At 54.7% G+C, this 15667-nt stretch carries 12 protein-coding genes and 2 tRNA genes; 3 read left to right on the top strand and 11 right to left on the bottom strand.

Annotation, left to right across the window (positions count from 1 at the left end):
* Positions 1 to 208: 208 nt before the first annotated feature.
* A complete protein-coding gene (locus tag V7Z75_RS12760) occupies positions 209 to 2356 on the bottom strand; it encodes a KAP family P-loop NTPase fold protein (protein WP_334109041.1) in 2148 nt (715 codons plus the stop codon).
* 736 nt (positions 2357 to 3092) lie between these two features.
* On the opposite strand from V7Z75_RS12760, the gene V7Z75_RS12755 reads away from it, so the two are divergent.
* On the top strand, positions 3093 to 4244 hold the full coding sequence (locus tag V7Z75_RS12755; protein WP_334109040.1) for a tyrosine-type recombinase/integrase: 1152 nt from the start codon (positions 3093 to 3095) through the stop codon (positions 4242 to 4244).
* An 87-nt stretch (positions 4245 to 4331) separates the two neighbouring features.
* On the opposite strand, the gene V7Z75_RS12750 is transcribed toward V7Z75_RS12755, so the two are convergent.
* The 10 genes from V7Z75_RS12750 to mog form a co-directional block, all read right to left on the bottom strand.
* A tRNA-Arg gene (locus tag V7Z75_RS12750) sits at positions 4332 to 4408 on the bottom strand.
* 79 nt (positions 4409 to 4487) lie between these two features.
* Positions 4488 to 4581: transfer RNA gene (locus V7Z75_RS12745), tRNA-Ser, on the bottom strand.
* 61 nt (positions 4582 to 4642) lie between these two features.
* Positions 4643 to 5869 carry an aspartate kinase gene (locus V7Z75_RS12740; protein WP_334109039.1) on the bottom strand — a complete coding sequence of 409 codons (1227 nt, stop codon included), beginning with the start codon at positions 5867 to 5869 and terminating at the stop codon, positions 4643 to 4645.
* A gap of 68 nt (positions 5870 to 5937) precedes the next feature.
* Positions 5938 to 8571 (bottom strand): alanine--tRNA ligase, encoded by a 2634-nt coding sequence (gene alaS, locus V7Z75_RS12735; protein ID WP_334109038.1) that lies wholly within the window; start codon positions 8569 to 8571, stop codon positions 5938 to 5940.
* A gap of 66 nt (positions 8572 to 8637) precedes the next feature.
* Complete coding sequence (gene recX / locus V7Z75_RS12730) at positions 8638 to 9105, bottom strand: recombination regulator RecX (protein ID WP_334109037.1); 468 nt, start codon at positions 9103 to 9105, stop codon at positions 8638 to 8640.
* Positions 9086 to 10120, bottom strand: coding sequence for a recombinase RecA (gene recA / locus V7Z75_RS12725; protein ID WP_309564458.1), 1035 nt, complete (start codon positions 10118 to 10120; stop codon positions 9086 to 9088). Before recA ends, recX begins: the two co-directional genes overlap by 20 nt.
* Positions 10121 to 10164: 44 nt before the next feature.
* Positions 10165 to 10674 (bottom strand): nicotinamide-nucleotide amidase, encoded by a 510-nt coding sequence (gene pncC, locus V7Z75_RS12720; RefSeq protein ID WP_334109036.1) that lies wholly within the window; start codon positions 10672 to 10674, stop codon positions 10165 to 10167.
* Positions 10644 to 11135 (bottom strand): phosphatidylglycerophosphatase A family protein, encoded by a 492-nt coding sequence (locus V7Z75_RS12715; RefSeq protein WP_334109035.1) that lies wholly within the window; start codon positions 11133 to 11135, stop codon positions 10644 to 10646. Before V7Z75_RS12715 ends, pncC begins: the two co-directional genes overlap by 31 nt.
* Positions 11119 to 12075 carry a thiamine-phosphate kinase gene (gene thiL, locus V7Z75_RS12710; RefSeq protein ID WP_334109034.1) on the bottom strand — a complete coding sequence of 319 codons (957 nt, stop codon included), beginning with the start codon at positions 12073 to 12075 and terminating at the stop codon, positions 11119 to 11121. Before thiL ends, V7Z75_RS12715 begins: the two co-directional genes overlap by 17 nt.
* 3 nt (positions 12076 to 12078) lie before the next feature.
* Entirely contained in the window at positions 12079 to 12666 is a 588-nt protein-coding gene (gene mog / locus V7Z75_RS12705) for a molybdopterin adenylyltransferase (protein WP_334109033.1), read from the bottom strand.
* A 112-nt stretch (positions 12667 to 12778) separates the two neighbouring features.
* Between mog and V7Z75_RS12700 the strand changes: the two genes are divergently transcribed.
* Positions 12779 to 13525, top strand: coding sequence for a PDZ domain-containing protein (locus V7Z75_RS12700; protein ID WP_334109032.1), 747 nt, complete (start codon positions 12779 to 12781; stop codon positions 13523 to 13525).
* Between the two features lie 103 nt (positions 13526 to 13628).
* Complete coding sequence (locus V7Z75_RS12695) at positions 13629 to 15659, top strand: site-specific recombinase (protein WP_334109031.1); 2031 nt, start codon at positions 13629 to 13631, stop codon at positions 15657 to 15659.
* The last annotated feature ends 8 nt before the right edge of the window (positions 15660 to 15667 follow it).

Here is a 15667-nt window from a genome sequence, read left to right as displayed (position 1 = left end):
CTCAACTTCCATAGTTTGAGGCTCTTGAGCTGTCTAGGAAAGTGGGGGCGATTCAGTCAGCCATGTGGGTTGAGTGCTCAGCCAATAGGTTGGTTATGAGGGACTTTCGTGAAAATAGTATTGCTCGCCTGAGATTTTGGCTAGAAGTCTACCTTTTGATGGCGATATAGTGCCAATACCATATTGCTCCCTTGATGTTTGTGGTGATTCACCTCTCGCATATTGAGCCATCCTTTCCATAAATGGATTTATTTTCAAGCATAGCTCTCCAAGCGGCCTTGGCCGGATAAGCTAATTCGTGGTCCAGTAATCGTCGTTCTGCATGGGCACGCAGCATATCCATTGAGCTATAGGCCTCAAGTACCGCAAGGTCTTTCGGAAGTACATATGCTTGTCCCTTATGTGAGTCGAAGCGGCTTCCGAGTATTTCCATTGCGAAACTATCAAGAGATGGTTCATTGTCTCGAATAGCTTGGAAAACGGCAGGGCAAGCCTGTGGTAAGAGACGAGCAAGAGTCCACAGTATAAAGCCTGGAGTGCATGTTTTGAGCAGCCAATTCTCCTGAGCTGCTACCAATATGTTGTGAGCCCACTGTCTAGTGAGCGCATCTTTGTCATTATCACTAGTGGGTAGTAACAGCTGATCACGGGAGCGTTCCCGTGTACGCAAGTAATGATTAGCCACTATTTCCGCGGCGACTGTCAGTGATTTTGGATCTTGCACGATGATGCTTGAGACGATGGTTTCTTTTTTATTATCTACTGCAACAATCAGCTGTTTTACCGAGTTTTCAGCTACCATTTCAGGAGACAGGGTGAAGCGTCCTAGAGCCTTTGTTCTGGAAAGAAAGGGCTCTTGATCCACAAGTCGAGTAATCGAGAGGCTGATTTCTTCAATATCCACCATCCCCAGATCAGTGATCACTTTGGCCATGTCGCCCAAGCTTTCAAGAAACTCCAGACAATTATTGACCGTCAACGCCTTGCTGATGTCGGGGCGTGCGTCTGGAGAGAGAAGATATTTCCTAGCCGAAATAAAACTAACATCGTTGGCACTCAGGTTCCTTTGCAGTGCCACGAGGAGTCTGGCGGGTGCGGCCAAGTGCCCATCAATTTCACTTACCTGCCCTATACTAAACTCATCCTCTATCTGGGCTACCTGAGGGAAAAGAAAATGAATGAGTTTGCGAATGGCATCGGGGTTACTACACTGTTGGTACGCAGTTTTTCGAGGTTCCTGGCCGTTTTTAAGGATATCCTCTGATTTTTCTATACCACTGTCTTTAGGGAATCGGCCAACAAAGTTATGAGGACTTTTCTGTAATAACTCAAATACTGTTGTTCCCTTTACCATCACGGCAGCGAGTCCCAAAATGTCAGCAAAAACGATTTCACCTCGCAAAGCTGGTTCAATGAGGGCTAAGGTGTTGAATAAGCGTGCTACATCTCGCGGTTGTTCCAGGAGTTCGCGAAGCCCTGAGAAATACAGTAAGGAGAGTCGATCTTCGTTGCTAGGAAAGTAGGTTTTTAGTACATCGTCTGGAAGGGCTTCCAAGGCTTCGTTGATCAGAGACTCTTTCGCGGAAATGGACAAACAAGGCAGAGGCATGCGTACCTGGACAATTTTGTCGAGGTAGGTATCTGATTGAGGAATGGATGCGCTAGCTAAAGCATTCTGAACATACTTGGCATCCCAGGCAAGGACATAGCCGACATTAGGGAGATCACCGACAGCCTTAATAATCCGGATCATTTCGACAACTTCCTGAGGAAACAGTCGATCGATATCATCGATAAAGACGATGATCGGATGTGGAAATTTATGCAGGGCTTCTTCAACACGTATCTTCTGAGATTCGATGTCGGGGGACTTCAAATCAAAAATATCTCCTGTTGCTTCTCCAACAGATGACACTACAGACTTCACAATCGACGCCCAAGGCTCAGCACCGGGGATCAACTTGATCACGTCAAAAGCTTTTGCATAGCTTTTGAGCTCTTTAGCCGCTTTTCGACCGTTCTTGGTATGATCGGTCAGCTTGACTGCAGTAGCGATTTTGCCCAGAAACAGTCTCAGTAAGGCATTGCGATCACCTATCAACCACGGATTGAAGTTGACAATAACTGGGGCAGTACTTTGCTTGTTCAACAGCTCTTCAATCATGGCCAACGTCGATGTCTTTCCACTCCCCCATGTACCTTCTACTGAAACGACAAAGCCGCTGTTTGAGCTGATCTTCTGGAGAGCGTGTACTATCGAAGCAGCAAACCCTGATCGATTTAGTTTGTCGTGTGCAAGGGCTTTGCCAGCAACTAGTGGGTGATCCATATCGATGGTAAGTTTTGTTTGATCCATTGCTCTCTCTTTCCTTGTGCTACTTAATGATTAGTCCTAAGATCCGGCCAGAGTAGCTAAGTTCTGGATTATAACTTTAATGACATAATCCAAATTTGGGTCAGAACTTAATTGGTCATACCTTGGAATTTTTGCTAAAAATCAAGCAAAGCTTACATTTTTTCTTTGTTGCAAGCGTTGAGTGGCTACAAGTTAACTAGCCAAGACTTACTATCGCTTGACAGTGGGATCGGCGGACAGGGCCATAAAGGGCCGTATGGTGGGGCAGATCAGTATTTTAATGCTCCGCGTTCTTTAGTAAGTTGTTGCTGAAGATTAGAACTTATTGTCATAAAACTTCTAGAACAAAACTTATTGTCGTGGAACAGAGCTTTAATGACTGGAACCAAAACCCCAAAAAAGACAGCCAATTTTTACCAAGTGATACCTATACAGGTTTGACAGCGTAATGTGACGTTGCTTTAAACCAAAGGGGATATCCATAGTATGAATAGAGCTTGCCCAAGACTTGGCGTATTAAAGCTATGCACGCCATAACTCCTAAGAACATAAGGTTGAAGGATGCGCCAGCCTATCTCGGAATGTGCAAAGAACTCTTTAATAAAACCGTAAGGCCTCATCTGATCGAAATTCCAATTGGCGCAAGAGGGATTGCATTTGACAGACTTGACTTGGATGCATGGGCAAACGATTATAAAGCTTGCAACGGACGCCCCAAAATGAACGGAGATTCAAAATGGGACGTACCAGAACATCTGGAATCACCCTTGAAGATGATGGATCGAGAATCATCAACAAGGTACATAAAGGAGAGCGAATCTATCTCCGACTCGGCAAAGTCTCGCAAGCAGAAGCAGAGGAAAGGCTCGAATATGAGCTCGCCATGCGGAAGCAAGCTAGATATCAGCAGAGTGCAAGAAACAATAAATATGTGTTTGCAGATGGCGCAGCGAAGTATCTGAAAGAGGTGAAAGAGAAACCTTCAGCAGAGTCAATCGCTTTTCATATCCGATTGCTGCTCCCTTATGTGGGGTCGCTTCCATTGGAGAGAATTCATGACTCTACTCTAGAAGTATTTATAGAAGAGAGACTTGAAGGGATTGATTTTGGAAATGGAAAGTCTCCTAAGCCTGTTTCTGCTACCACTGTAAACAGATCGTTAGAGGTAGTCAGGACCATACTTAATAGAGCTGCAAGAAGTTGGCGCGATGATGAAGGGAAGCCTTGGTTATCAGTAGCGCCACCTTTAATAAGTATGCTGGATGAGAATCGTAGACCTGCCTATCCTTTGGACTGGGATGAACAGGGTTTATTATTCTCTACATTACCTGTGCATTTACGTGCAATGGCAATTTTTGGAGTAAACACTGGATTGCGGGATGACAATCTGTGTGGCTTGCAATGGTCCTGGGAAGTTCGAGTACCTGAAGTCAAGCGAAGCGTATTTGTTATTCCTGCAGGAGTGTTTAAGACAAAAGTCCCTCATGTAGTGATTTTGAATGATGCAGCCTGGTCAATCATTGAAGCCAAAAGGAGAGAGCGGGAAACTGCACGATCCAATGGCGAGAGTTTGAGCGATTATGTTTTTGCATATACTGCAAAAGGAATTACTGATCGCATTGAGACTATGAACAACAATGGTTGGCAAAATGCGCGTAAGCGGGTGGGGCTGACTCAAGTGAGGGTTCATGACCTGCGACATACCTACGCTACCAGATTGAGGCAAGCGGGGGTGAGTCGTGAAGATCGTGCTGTTTTATTGGGTCATGAAGGACGCTCAATGCCAGAGCATTACGCAAGTGCGGATATTGGTAGGCTGATAAAGCTATCCAATCTTGTCCTTAACAGAGTTGAAACTCGAACCCTGTTGAGAGTGGTAAACGGATAACTCGCGCAAAAGTCGCGCAGGTTACTCCAAAAAAAGAAAAGCCGGTTAGCTAAATATAGCGTAACCGGCTGATCTTAATACTAAATTTGGCGCGCCCGAAGAGATTCGAACTCCTGACCCCTTGGTTCGTAGCCAAGTACTCTATCCAGCTGAGCTACGGGCGCGTATGTGAGGCGTGCATTATACGCGAAGATGAGATTAATACCAGCCTAATTTCATTCTTTGCTACACGTCATTGTCGTGTGGCGGAGAGCGAGGGATTCGAACCCTCGATACAGGTTTAAGCCCGTATGCTTCCTTAGCAGGGAAGTGCCTTCGACCACTCGGCCAGCTCTCCGCACGAGGGCGTAACAATACTTGATTACGCCGTAAAAATCAACGCTAAAACGGCGTATTCTTTAAACTTCCTCCAGCCCGAATGCTTTATGCAGGACGCGTACTGCTAGCTCCATGTATTTCTCGTCAATAACGACGGAAATCTTGATTTCAGAGGTGGAGATCATCTGGATGTTGATGCCTTCTTCTGCCAGGGCCTGGAACATTTTGCTGGCAATGCCGACATGGGAGCGCATGCCGACGCCTACCAGGGAAACCTTGGCTGTTTTATCTTCGCCAATGACTTCGCGAGCGCCGATATTGCCTTGCACCTTGGTACGCAGCAGCTCCAGTGTTTTCTGCAGGTCGTTCTCGTGAACGGTGAAGGTGAAGTCAGTGGTGCCGTCAGCTGCGATATTCTGGATGATGATATCGACATCGACATTGGCTTCTGCAACGGGCCCCAGGATCTGGTAAGCGATGCCTGGGCGGTCAGGGACGCCCAGAACGGTGACTTTGGCTTCGTCGCGATTGAAGGCAATGCCGGAAATGATAGGTTGTTCCATATTGTGATCGTCCTCGAAAGTAATCAGCGTGCCTTCGCCCTCTTCTTCGAAGCTGGAAAGCACGCGCAGTTTGACCTTGTATTTGCCTGCAAACTCGACAGCGCGGATTTGCAGCACCTTTGAGCCCAGGCTGGCCATTTCCAGCATTTCTTCGAAGGTGACGGATTTGAGGCGTCGCGCCTCGGGTACGATGCGTGGATCGGTGGTGTAAACACCATCCACGTCTGTATAAATCTGGCACTCATCAGCCCGGAGGGCGGCTGCGAGTGCGACACCTGTGGTATCAGAACCACCGCGCCCGAGGGTAGTGATGTCGCCGTGCTCATCCATGCCCTGGAAGCCAGCCACGACAACGACATAGCCATCATCAAGGTCCTTGCGAATGCGCTCTTCGTCAATTTTGAGAATGCGGGCTTTGGTATGAGCGCTGTCAGTCACGATGCTGACCTGGCTACCCGTGTAGCTTTTGGCTTTGACACCAAGCTCCATGAGCGCCATGGAAAGCAGGGCGATGGTGACTTGCTCACCGGTGGCAACCAGCACATCCAGTTCACGCGGGTTGGGTTTGGGCATGACCTCCTTGGCCAGGCTGATCAGCCGGTTGGTTTCGCCTGACATGGCGGACACCACAATCACGAGCTGGTGTCCCAGCGCCTTGTGGCGTGCCACGCGCCGGGCGACATTCCCAATGCGTTCGGGGTTGGCGACAGAGGTGCCGCCGTATTTTTGTACGATAAGTGCCATATATCTATGTCTATATCAAAAGTACTGCATCAATGAACACTGGCATCTGTCACGGCTGCCAGCGGCTTTTAGTTCAGTTTTTCTTCCACCCAGCCTGCAACGCTGGCGAGTGCTTGTGGTAGCTTGCTGGCGTCAGTCCCGCCAGCCATGGCCATGTCGGGTTTGCCACCACCCTTGCCGCCGACTTGCCCGGCGACGAAGTTGACCAGCTCGCCGGCCTTGACCTTGGCGAGAGTGTCGGCGGTCACGCCCGCGGCGACGCTGACCTTGTCGCCGTTGACGCTGGCGAGCACGATGGCGGCGGTCTTGAGTTTGTCCTTGAGCTTGTCCATGGTTTCGCGCAGGGTGTTGGCGTCAGCGCCTTCCAGCGTGGCGGCCAGCACCTTGACGCCATTGACGTCCACGGCTTGGCTGGCGAGCTCGTCGCCTTGGGATGCCGCTAGTTTTGATTTCAATCGAGAGAGTTCTTTGCGAGCACTGGAAAGCTCTGCAGACATACCTTCAATTTTTGTAGTCAGAAGTTTTACGTCTGTACTGTTGAGGCCTAAATCAAAACTGATTTGTTGGACATCTTCCTCAAGTGCTTGGACGTATCGTAATGCCACATCGCCGGTTGCTGCCTCGATGCGGCGCACGCCCGCGGCGACGCCGGATTCGGAGACCACCTTGAACAGGCCGATGTCGCCGGTGCGGCTCACATGGGTGCCGCCGCAGAGTTCGCGCGAGCTGCCGATGTCGATCACGCGCACTTCGTCGCCGTACTTCTCGCCGAACAGCATCATGGCGCCGGTCTTCTGCGCCTCGTCGATCGGCATCACGCGTGCCTGGGTCGGCGCGTTGGCGAGGATCTCGGCGTTGACGATTTCCTCGATGCGGCGGATTTCCTCGGCGGTGACCGGGGCGTTGTGCGAGAAGTCGAAACGGGTTTTATCAGAATCTACTAGCGAGCCCTTTTGCTGCACGTGGCCGCCCAGCACTTCGCGCAACGCCTTGTGCATGAGGTGGGTGGCGGAGTGGTGGCGCATGGTGCGGTGGCGCGAGGCGAGGTCCACGCGCGCGCTGACTTCGTCGCCCACGCGCAGGGTGCCAGTGCTCAATACACCATGGTGGCCGAATACGCTGGCCTGGATTTTCAGGGTGTCTTCCACCTGGAAGATGCCTTCCGCACCCTTCAAAATGCCCTGGTCGCCCACCTGGCCGCCGGATTCGGCATAGAACGGGGTGTTGTCGAGCACGACCACGCCCAGCTCGCCTTCGTTGAGGGCGTCGACCGCGCTGCCGTCCTTGTACAGCGCCAATACCTTGCCTTGCGCTTCAAGCGTGTCGTAGCCGTGGAAGGTAGTCGAGGCGCCCGTGTATTCCAGGTTGGCCGCCATCTTGAATTTGCCTGCAGCGCGGGCCTGTTCCTTCTGGCGCGCCATGGCGGCATCGAATGCGGCGGAATCCACGCTAACTTCGCGCTCGCGACAGACGTCTGCGGTCAAGTCGAGCGGGAAGCCGAAGGTGTCGTGCAGCTTGAAGGCGGTTTCACCGTTGAATATTTTGTTACCGGTCTTGGCCATTTCCTCGAGCTCGGCTTCGAGGATCGCCATGCCGTGCTCGATGGTCTCGAAGAAGCGGTCTTCTTCCAGGCGCAGGATATCGGTGATGCGCTGTTCGCCGCTCTTGAGTTCGGGATAGGCGTCGCCCATCTCGGCCACTAGGTCCGCCACCAGCTTGTAGAAGAACGCGGCGCGCGCGCCCAGCTTGTAGCCGTGGCGGATCGCGCGGCGGATGATGCGACGCAGCACGTAGCCGCGGCCCTCGTTGCCCGGGATGACGCCGTCGGCGATCAGGAAGCTGCAGGCGCGGATATGGTCGGCCAGCACCTTGAGCGACGGGCTGTCGAGGTCTGCGGTGCTGGTGACGCGCGCGGCGGCCTGGATCAGGTGCTGGAACAGGTCGATATCGTAATTGCTGTGCACGCCCTGCAGCACGGCGGCAATCCGCTCCAGGCCCATGCCGGTATCGACGGAGGGCTTGGGCAGCGGATGCATCACGCCTTGCTCGTCGCGGTTGAACTGCATGAAGACGTTGTTCCAGATTTCGATGAAGCGGTCGCCGTCTTCTTCCGCGCTGCCGGGAGGGCCGCCCCAAATGTGTTCGCCGTGGTCGTAGAAAATCTCGGTACAGGGGCCGCAGGGGCCGGTGTCGCCCATCATCCAGAAATTGTCGGAGGCGTAGCGCGCGCCCTTGTTGTCGCCGATGCGTATCACGCGCTCGGCGGGCACGCCGATTTCCTTGGTCCAGATGTCGTAGGCTTCGTCATCCTCGGCATAGACTGTGACGGTGAGCTTGTCCTTGGGCAGCTTGAAGACTTCGGTGAGCAGTTCCCAGGCATAGCTGATGGCGTCGCGCTTGAAGTAGTCGCCGAAGCTGAAGTTGCCGAGCATCTCGAAGAAGGTGTGGTGGCGCGCGGTGTAGCCGACGTTCTCGAGGTCGTTGTGCTTGCCGCCCGCCCGCACACACTTTTGCGACGAGGTGGCGCGGGTGTAGGGGCGCTTGTCGAAGCCGAGGAACACGTCCTTGAACTGGTTCATCCCGGCGTTGGTGAAGAGCAGGGTGGGGTCGCCTGCCGGGACCAGCGAGCTGGAACTGACGATCTGGTGGCCCTTGGAGGCGAAATAGTCCAGGAAGGCCTGGCGAATCTGGTTGCTCTTCATTGATGTGTGTTCTTGCTCAAAACGTTAATGTCAAAAATCCAATTGCGCGGCATGCTGCCCGCCGCATCACTCGATATCTTCCGGGCTGCCGCGCAGCACCTTGCGTATCACTTCAAAACCGAAGCCGCGCCCTTGCAGGAAGCGCGCTTGCTTCGCCCATTCCTCCCGCGATTGCGGCGGCTGGGAAAACTTCTTGCGGTAAACCGCCGTGGCGGCTTCCAGTTCGTCCGGGGCCATATCGGCCACGGCCTTGCCGATCAGTTCGTCGCTGACGCCGTGCTGCCTGAGCTCATGCGCCACGCGCATGCTGCCGTAGCGGCCCTTGCGAGCATGCACGATCTGCTCGGTATAACGTGTATCGGATAGCCAGCCGCGCTTCTTGAAGTCCTCCAGCAGGGCGGGGAGGTCGTCCTCCTCTCCTGCATGGGAACTCAGCTTGTGCAGCAACTCCTGATAAGAATATTCTCGCCGTGCCAGATATGCCAAAGCCCGCTCTCGCAGGCTGGTGGCAGGTTTATTCGTCGTCTTCTTCATCCGGCGCCGTCGTCATCGCGGCATTGGCCAGATTGGAGTGTTCGCGAATCTTGGCGTCGATCTCATTGGCGATTTCAGGGTGCTCCCGGAGGAATTCGCGCGCATTGTCCTTGCCCTGGCCGATTTTCTCGCCCTTGTAGCTGTACCATGCGCCGGCCTTCTCGACCAGCTTGAGGTTGACGCCGAGCTCGATGATTTCGCCTTCGCGCGAGATGCCTTCGCCGTACAGGATGTCGAACTCAGCCTGCTTGAACGGTGGGGAAACCTTGTTCTTCACCACCTTGACGCGGGTTTCGGAACCGGTGATTTCGTCGCCCTTCTTGATCGCGCCGGTACGGCGGATATCCAGGCGCACGGAAGCATAGAACTTGAGCGCATTGCCACCAGTGGTGGTTTCCGGGTTGCCGAACATCACGCCGATCTTCATGCGGATCTGGTTGATGAAAATGACCAATGTGTTGGTGCGCTTGATGTTGGCGGTGAGCTTGCGCAGCGCCTGGGACATCAGGCGGGCTTGCAGGCCCATGTGCGAGTCGCCCATTTCGCCTTCGATTTCGGCTTTTGGCGTCAGCGCGGCAACGGAGTCGACCACGACGATGTCGACGGAGCCCGAGCGCACCAGCATGTCGGCGATCTCGAGCGCCTGTTCGCCGGTATCGGGCTGGGAGATCAGCAACTCGGAGACATTGACGCCGAGCTTCTGTGCATATTGCGGGTCGAGCGCGTGTTCGGCGTCGATGAAGGCCGCCGTGCCGCCCAGCTTCTGCATTTGCGCGATCACGGACAAGGTCAGCGTGGTCTTGCCGGAGGATTCAGGACCGTAGATTTCGACAATGCGGCCGCGCGGCAAGCCGCCGATGCCCAGGGCGATGTCGAGGCCCAGGGAGCCGGTAGAGACTGCCTGGATGTCAGCGGCGACGTCGGTGTCGCCCATGCGCATGATGGAGCCCTTGCCGAATTGTTTCTCGATTTGCGAGAGGGCGGCGGCCAGCGCTTTGCTTCTATTTTCATCCATCAGTGAATACCTTTTCGAGTTGCCTGCTAAAGCCTGCAATTATTTCATAAATCAGAGGTTAAAGTAAGTTGCAGCAAGCCCTCCAACGCCGCTTTGACAGACTGCCGCCGCACGCTTTCGCGATCGCCTGCGAAGACCTCTCGGCGAGTCAATATCTGCCCGTTTTGGCAGCTCCAGCCGAAACATACTGTCCCGACCGGTTTTTCCACGCTGCCGCCATCTGGTCCGGCAATGCCGGTGATGGCGGCGCTGATGTCCGCTTCGCTGTAAGCAAGGGCGCCTAGCGTCATTTCCTGCGCTGTTGGTTCACTCACGGCACCATGCTTTTGCAAGGTGTCTGCGCCTACGCCCAGCATCTGCTGTTTGGCAGAATTGCTGTAGGTGACAAAGCCACGGTCAAACCATGCTGAGCTGCCGGGGATGGCTGTGATGCATTGCGCGGCCCAGCCGCCGGTACAGGATTCGGCCAGCGACAGGGTCCAGCCTTTTTCTCTCAGTGCTTCACCCAATACCTGTGCCAGGGTTAGAAGTTCTGCATCATCCACCATTGCCATCCTTTCAAGATTGCGATTGCATATACCGCTGCCAGCAGGTCGTCGAGCATCACCCCGAAGCCGCCGTGGACGCGGCGGTCCAGCGTGCGGATCGGGAAGGGTTTCCAGATATCGAATAGCCGGAACAGCAGGAATGCGCCCAGCCACCATTCCCAGGCCTTTGGCGTGAATTCCAGCACCAGCATGAAGGCGACGATTTCATCCCAGACGATGCTGCCGTGGTCGCTGACGCCCAGGTTGCGCCCGGCGATGCCGCAGAGCGGAATGCCGAGCAGGAACAGGGCTGCAATGGTAACGAGGTGGCTGGATTCCGGCAGCCACAGCAGCAAGCCGAACAAAGGGATGGCAGCCAGCGTGCCGAAGGTGCCCGGACCTTTGGGTGCCAGGCCGCTGCCAAAGCCCAGTGCGAGGAAATGTGCCGGATGGCTGAGAAGAAAGCGCTTGTCAGGCAAAGTGGTCAAAGCCGTGCTCCTTGAGTGTAAGCAGGTTGCCGTTCGCCCCTTGGACGATGAGCTGCTGGGTATTGGTGATGCGGCCGATCACGGCTATGTTCAGACCCAATTGACGGCCGATAGCTGCAATCCGCTGCCTGTGTTCCACGGGGGCGGTAAAACATAGCTCATAATCGTCGCCGCCAGTCATTATCATGTTCTGTACTGCTTCCTGGTGAAAGTGCGCGCTTACAATATTTGAGGTGGGAATAGCCTCTAACTGGATTTCAGCGCCTACCTTTGAGCGCTCCAGAATATGCCCAAGGTCGGCCAGCAACCCATCGGAAATATCCAGAGCGCTATTTGCCAAACCACGCAAGGCCAGGCCAAGTGCTACCCTCGGCTGGGGTTGGTGCAAGGCGCGCACGCATAGGTCGAGCTCTTCTTGCAGCAGGGGATAGCGCCCCTGAATAGTGGCCAGGGCCAGGGCCGCGTCCCCCAATGGACCGGAAACCCAGATGTCGTCACCAGCTTGCGCATTGCTACGCAACAGCGAGGTACCGGGAGGGATTTCTCCCATGATCTGCACGCTGATGGTCAATGGTCCGCGCGTGGTGTCGCCGCCGACCAGGGCGATATCGAATTGCTCCGCGCAGGCAAACAAGCCTTCGGCAAATTTGGCAACCCAGGCCTCGTCCGCTTGGGGCAGCGCAATCGCCAGCGTGGCCCAGCGCGGCTGGGCGCCCATGGCAGCCATGTCGGAAACATTCACGGCCATGGATTTCCAGCCGATCAGCCAAGGCTCGGTATCAGGATAAAAGTGAGTGCCTGCTAGCAGCATGTCGGCGGAAACAGCCAGCTCCATGCCAGGGGATACTTGTATTAGCGCGGCATCGTCGCCCACTCCCAACACGGCGCGCGGATGTGGGCGGTGAAAGTAGCGCTTGATGAGGTCGAATTCAGAAACCATGGTTCAGGCAGGCTTGGTCGCCGACTTGGGGCGAAATGCCTGCACGATATCAGGATTGGTTTCGATGTAAGGCGCGCCGATCAGGTCCAGGCAATACGGCACCGCGGCGAAAATGCCATGCACAGCAATCTTACCGTGTTCATCCTTCAAGCCTTCCAGCGTCTGGGCGATCGCCTTGGGCTGTCCGGGCAGGTTGATGATCAGACAGCGCTTGCGGATGACTGCCACCTGGCGGGAAAGAATGGCGGTGGGCACGAAATTGAGGCTGATCTGCCGCATTTGCTCGCCAAAGCCGGGCATGACCTTGTCCGCCACCGCGAGCGTCGCTTCCGGCGTGACGTCGCGCAGCGCGGGGCCGGTGCCGCCGGTGGTCAATATCAGGTTGCAGTCTTCAAAGTCCACCAGGTCGCGCAAGGTGGATTCGATTTCCGGCTGCTCATCGGGAATCACGCGCAGCACGCTTTCCCAAGGGGTAGCCAGAGCGCGGCCCAGCCATTCCTGTAATGAAGGAATGCCCTTGTCTTCGTAAACGCCGGTAAAGGCGCGGTCGCTGATGGAAACCAGCCCGATACGGATAGTGTCTGTGGTCATGGGAAATATTTTAAGGGATGTTTAAGCCATAATGCTGCCCGCGTCAGTATGCTGGCAGCGAAAAACGTGGTTTCATCATACCATTGCCCAGGGAAAAACGAGCGGAGAGGATATGCGCCCCTATTTCATCATATTATTGCTGGCGCTGCTGGCAGCGTGTAGCAAGCCGATAATCAGGGAGCCAGAGCCGGAACGGCCAGTGCTGCCTGAATCAAAGGTGCAGGTACCTCCCGCAGAAGATAACCCTTATGCACTGCACTACGAGGTACGCCAGTTGCATGGGGTCAAGCTGAGTCCGAATGAGGGTGAGCCGGTGATTTACAAGGGAGGGAAAGAGGTGGATGACTACCAGCGCCTGCTTAACGACGGCTATGCCATGCTGGGTTATTCAAGTTTCGAGGCGGGTGAAGTGCTTCCATCCCGTGCTTTGGCCCAGGCTATGAAGATCAAGGCGGGCGCTGTAGTTGTGTATACCAGACCGATACAGACAATAAATGGTGAGAGCAAAGGCGAGCAGCTCTCAAACCTGGAGCAGGCAGGAAACAGGGAACTCTATAGCTATTTTGCAACCTATTGGAGCAAGCTGATGCCACCGTCGCTGGGCGTGCATGTGATGCGGCGCAACGAGGATAGTCCGGAACCAGGGCTGACCGTGCTGGCCGTTGTCACTGGTTCTCCCGCAGCTCAGGCAGGGGTGGCAGTAGGTGATGTCCTGCTCAGTCTGGCGGGTGAGATTCTGTCGTCTGCGGAGGAATTGCAGGAAGTGGAGCATCTCCATGCGGGAGAGGAAGTTGCGTTGGTATTGCGTCGGGTCGGGGGAAGAAAGCATTTTTCCGTGACCCTGGGCAGGGCTGATTAGCACCGATATTTGCAGAGAGCAGACGAAGAAGACATGCTGGCTGGTAGTCCAGTGAGGCTGCCCGAGTCTATGACGAACCATAAAATCAATTGATGAAATTTATATGCTGATGGAAAAAATCCTGCGCGATTATGCGCAATCTGGCAACAATAACGCTGCACGCCTGATGGCGGATCTCGTGGCGCAAATCCGCCCGCGACAGAGGGGCGATATCGAACACGCGGCACATGCGGTGCAGGGGCTGTGCCATATATTGGACAATGACCCGGAAAAAGCTGGTTTGCTGCGCGATGCCGTGATCAGCCTGCTGGTGGGCCGCAAGCCGATATCGCTTTATATCGATTCTGGCATTCAGCCTGGCAGTGGTTTTTTCACTGAGCTGGCCCGTCGCATCGGGCACAAGGTGTTGCCGGATGCGGTCAACCCGGCTTACCTCAAGGACCTGTTCAGCCAGATATTTCCCGAAAGGGGCGATGAAGTCTGGGTGACGGCCGTGCCGGACGAAATATGGCTGCAGCTGCTGCATGCCCTGCGTTTCAACGAGTTGCCAGTGGACAAGGTGGCGCAATGCCAGAAAAGCCTGTTGGATGCGGTGCAGGTATTGTCATATCGGCTGGCGGCCGCCGGACTGGAGCCAGAGCTGATTCGCCACCATCCTGGAATCGAATACCACGACTCCCCCTTCATCACGCAAAACGTCGAGCTGCAGACACTGCTCACTATGCCGCCCGAGCAACAGCACGATGTAGGACATATTCTTGTCATGTTGGACCAATGTCGGGAAGTTATCGCCAAGATACGCCGTAACAGCGCACAAACCGGCACCAGCGTGCGGCTGACCTTCCTGTTGCAGCGCATGAGCCAGCAAATACGCCGCCTGGAAAGTCTGCTGAATATCATCCGACAGACGCACAATGGTACTGATGCTGAAATGGAGATGGTGCAATTGTTCAAGGCGTTGGTATCTGCCGAGCGTCACAAGAACGACGTACGGCAGCATTTCCGGGAAAATGTAGAGTTGATGGCGTTGCGCGTAACCGAGAATGCCAGTCGCACCGGTGAACATTACATCACCGAAACGCGCAGCGAGTATTTCAGTCTGATGCGCTCTGCCATGGGGGCCGGGGTGATCATCGCTTTCATGGCTCTGTTGAAGATCGTCACAGCCAAGCATCACTACGCGCCGCTGACCGAGGCTATCCTGTTCAGCCTCAATTACGGCCTGGGTTTCGTGCTGATCCATATCCTGCATTTCACGGTGGCTACCAAGCAGCCGGCTATGACAGCGGCGGCGATTGCAGCGAGCATTGATGCCAGTGACCGCAAGAACAAGAACCTGGATAAACTGGTGACCATCATCGCGCAGACCGCCCGCAGCCAGACGATTGCCATCCTTGGCAACGTCATGCTGGCGTTGCCGGTCGCCATGCTGGTGGGCTGGTTGATTTTCAGCATGTCCGGGGAACATTTCATCACACCGGAAAAAGCCAATGCATTGCTGGATTCGAATGATCCTATCCATGGCGGTGCCGTGGTTTATGCGGCGGTTGCCGGCGTGTGCCTGTTCCTGTCAGGCTTGATTGCGGGCTATCACGACAACCTGGCCGTCTATAACAAGATTCCGCAGCGGCTGCGTGCCCTGCGCTGGTTGGAGTGGTTGCTTGGCCCAGCACGACTGGATCGCGTCGCGCGCTATGTCGAAAACAATCTGGGGGCACTGGCGGGTAACTTTTATTTCGGCTGCCTGCTTGGCGGGATGTCAGGCCTGGGAGTGCTGTTGGGCTTGCCGATTGATATCCGCCATATCACATTCGTATCGGCGTTCGCCGGATACTCGTTTGTGGCGCTGGATTTCATTATTTCCTGGCAGGTACTGGTGATTGCCATGCTGGGAATCCTGCTGGTTGGTATCACCAACCTGGTGGTGAGCTTCAGTTTGGCGCTTTATGTGGCGATGAAATCCCGTAAGGTCACTTTCGCCCAGTGGCGGTTATTGCTGAAAACGCTGGCCAAGCGCTTTATCCAGAATCCAGCTTTGTTCCTGTTGCCGCCCAAGTCAGCGCCAAAGGTGGAGTCATTGGACAGCGTGGCTGATGATGGTGCGGCAAAGGAAGGCGCTCCACCGGTACACTAAGCGTCAGC

The organism is Methylobacillus sp., from assembly GCF_036844465.1.
Taxonomy (GTDB): Bacteria; Pseudomonadota; Gammaproteobacteria; order Burkholderiales; family Methylophilaceae; genus Methylobacillus.
The sequence above is the reverse complement of the archived record's forward strand: the minus strand, read 5'-3'. Positions and strand labels throughout refer to the sequence as shown.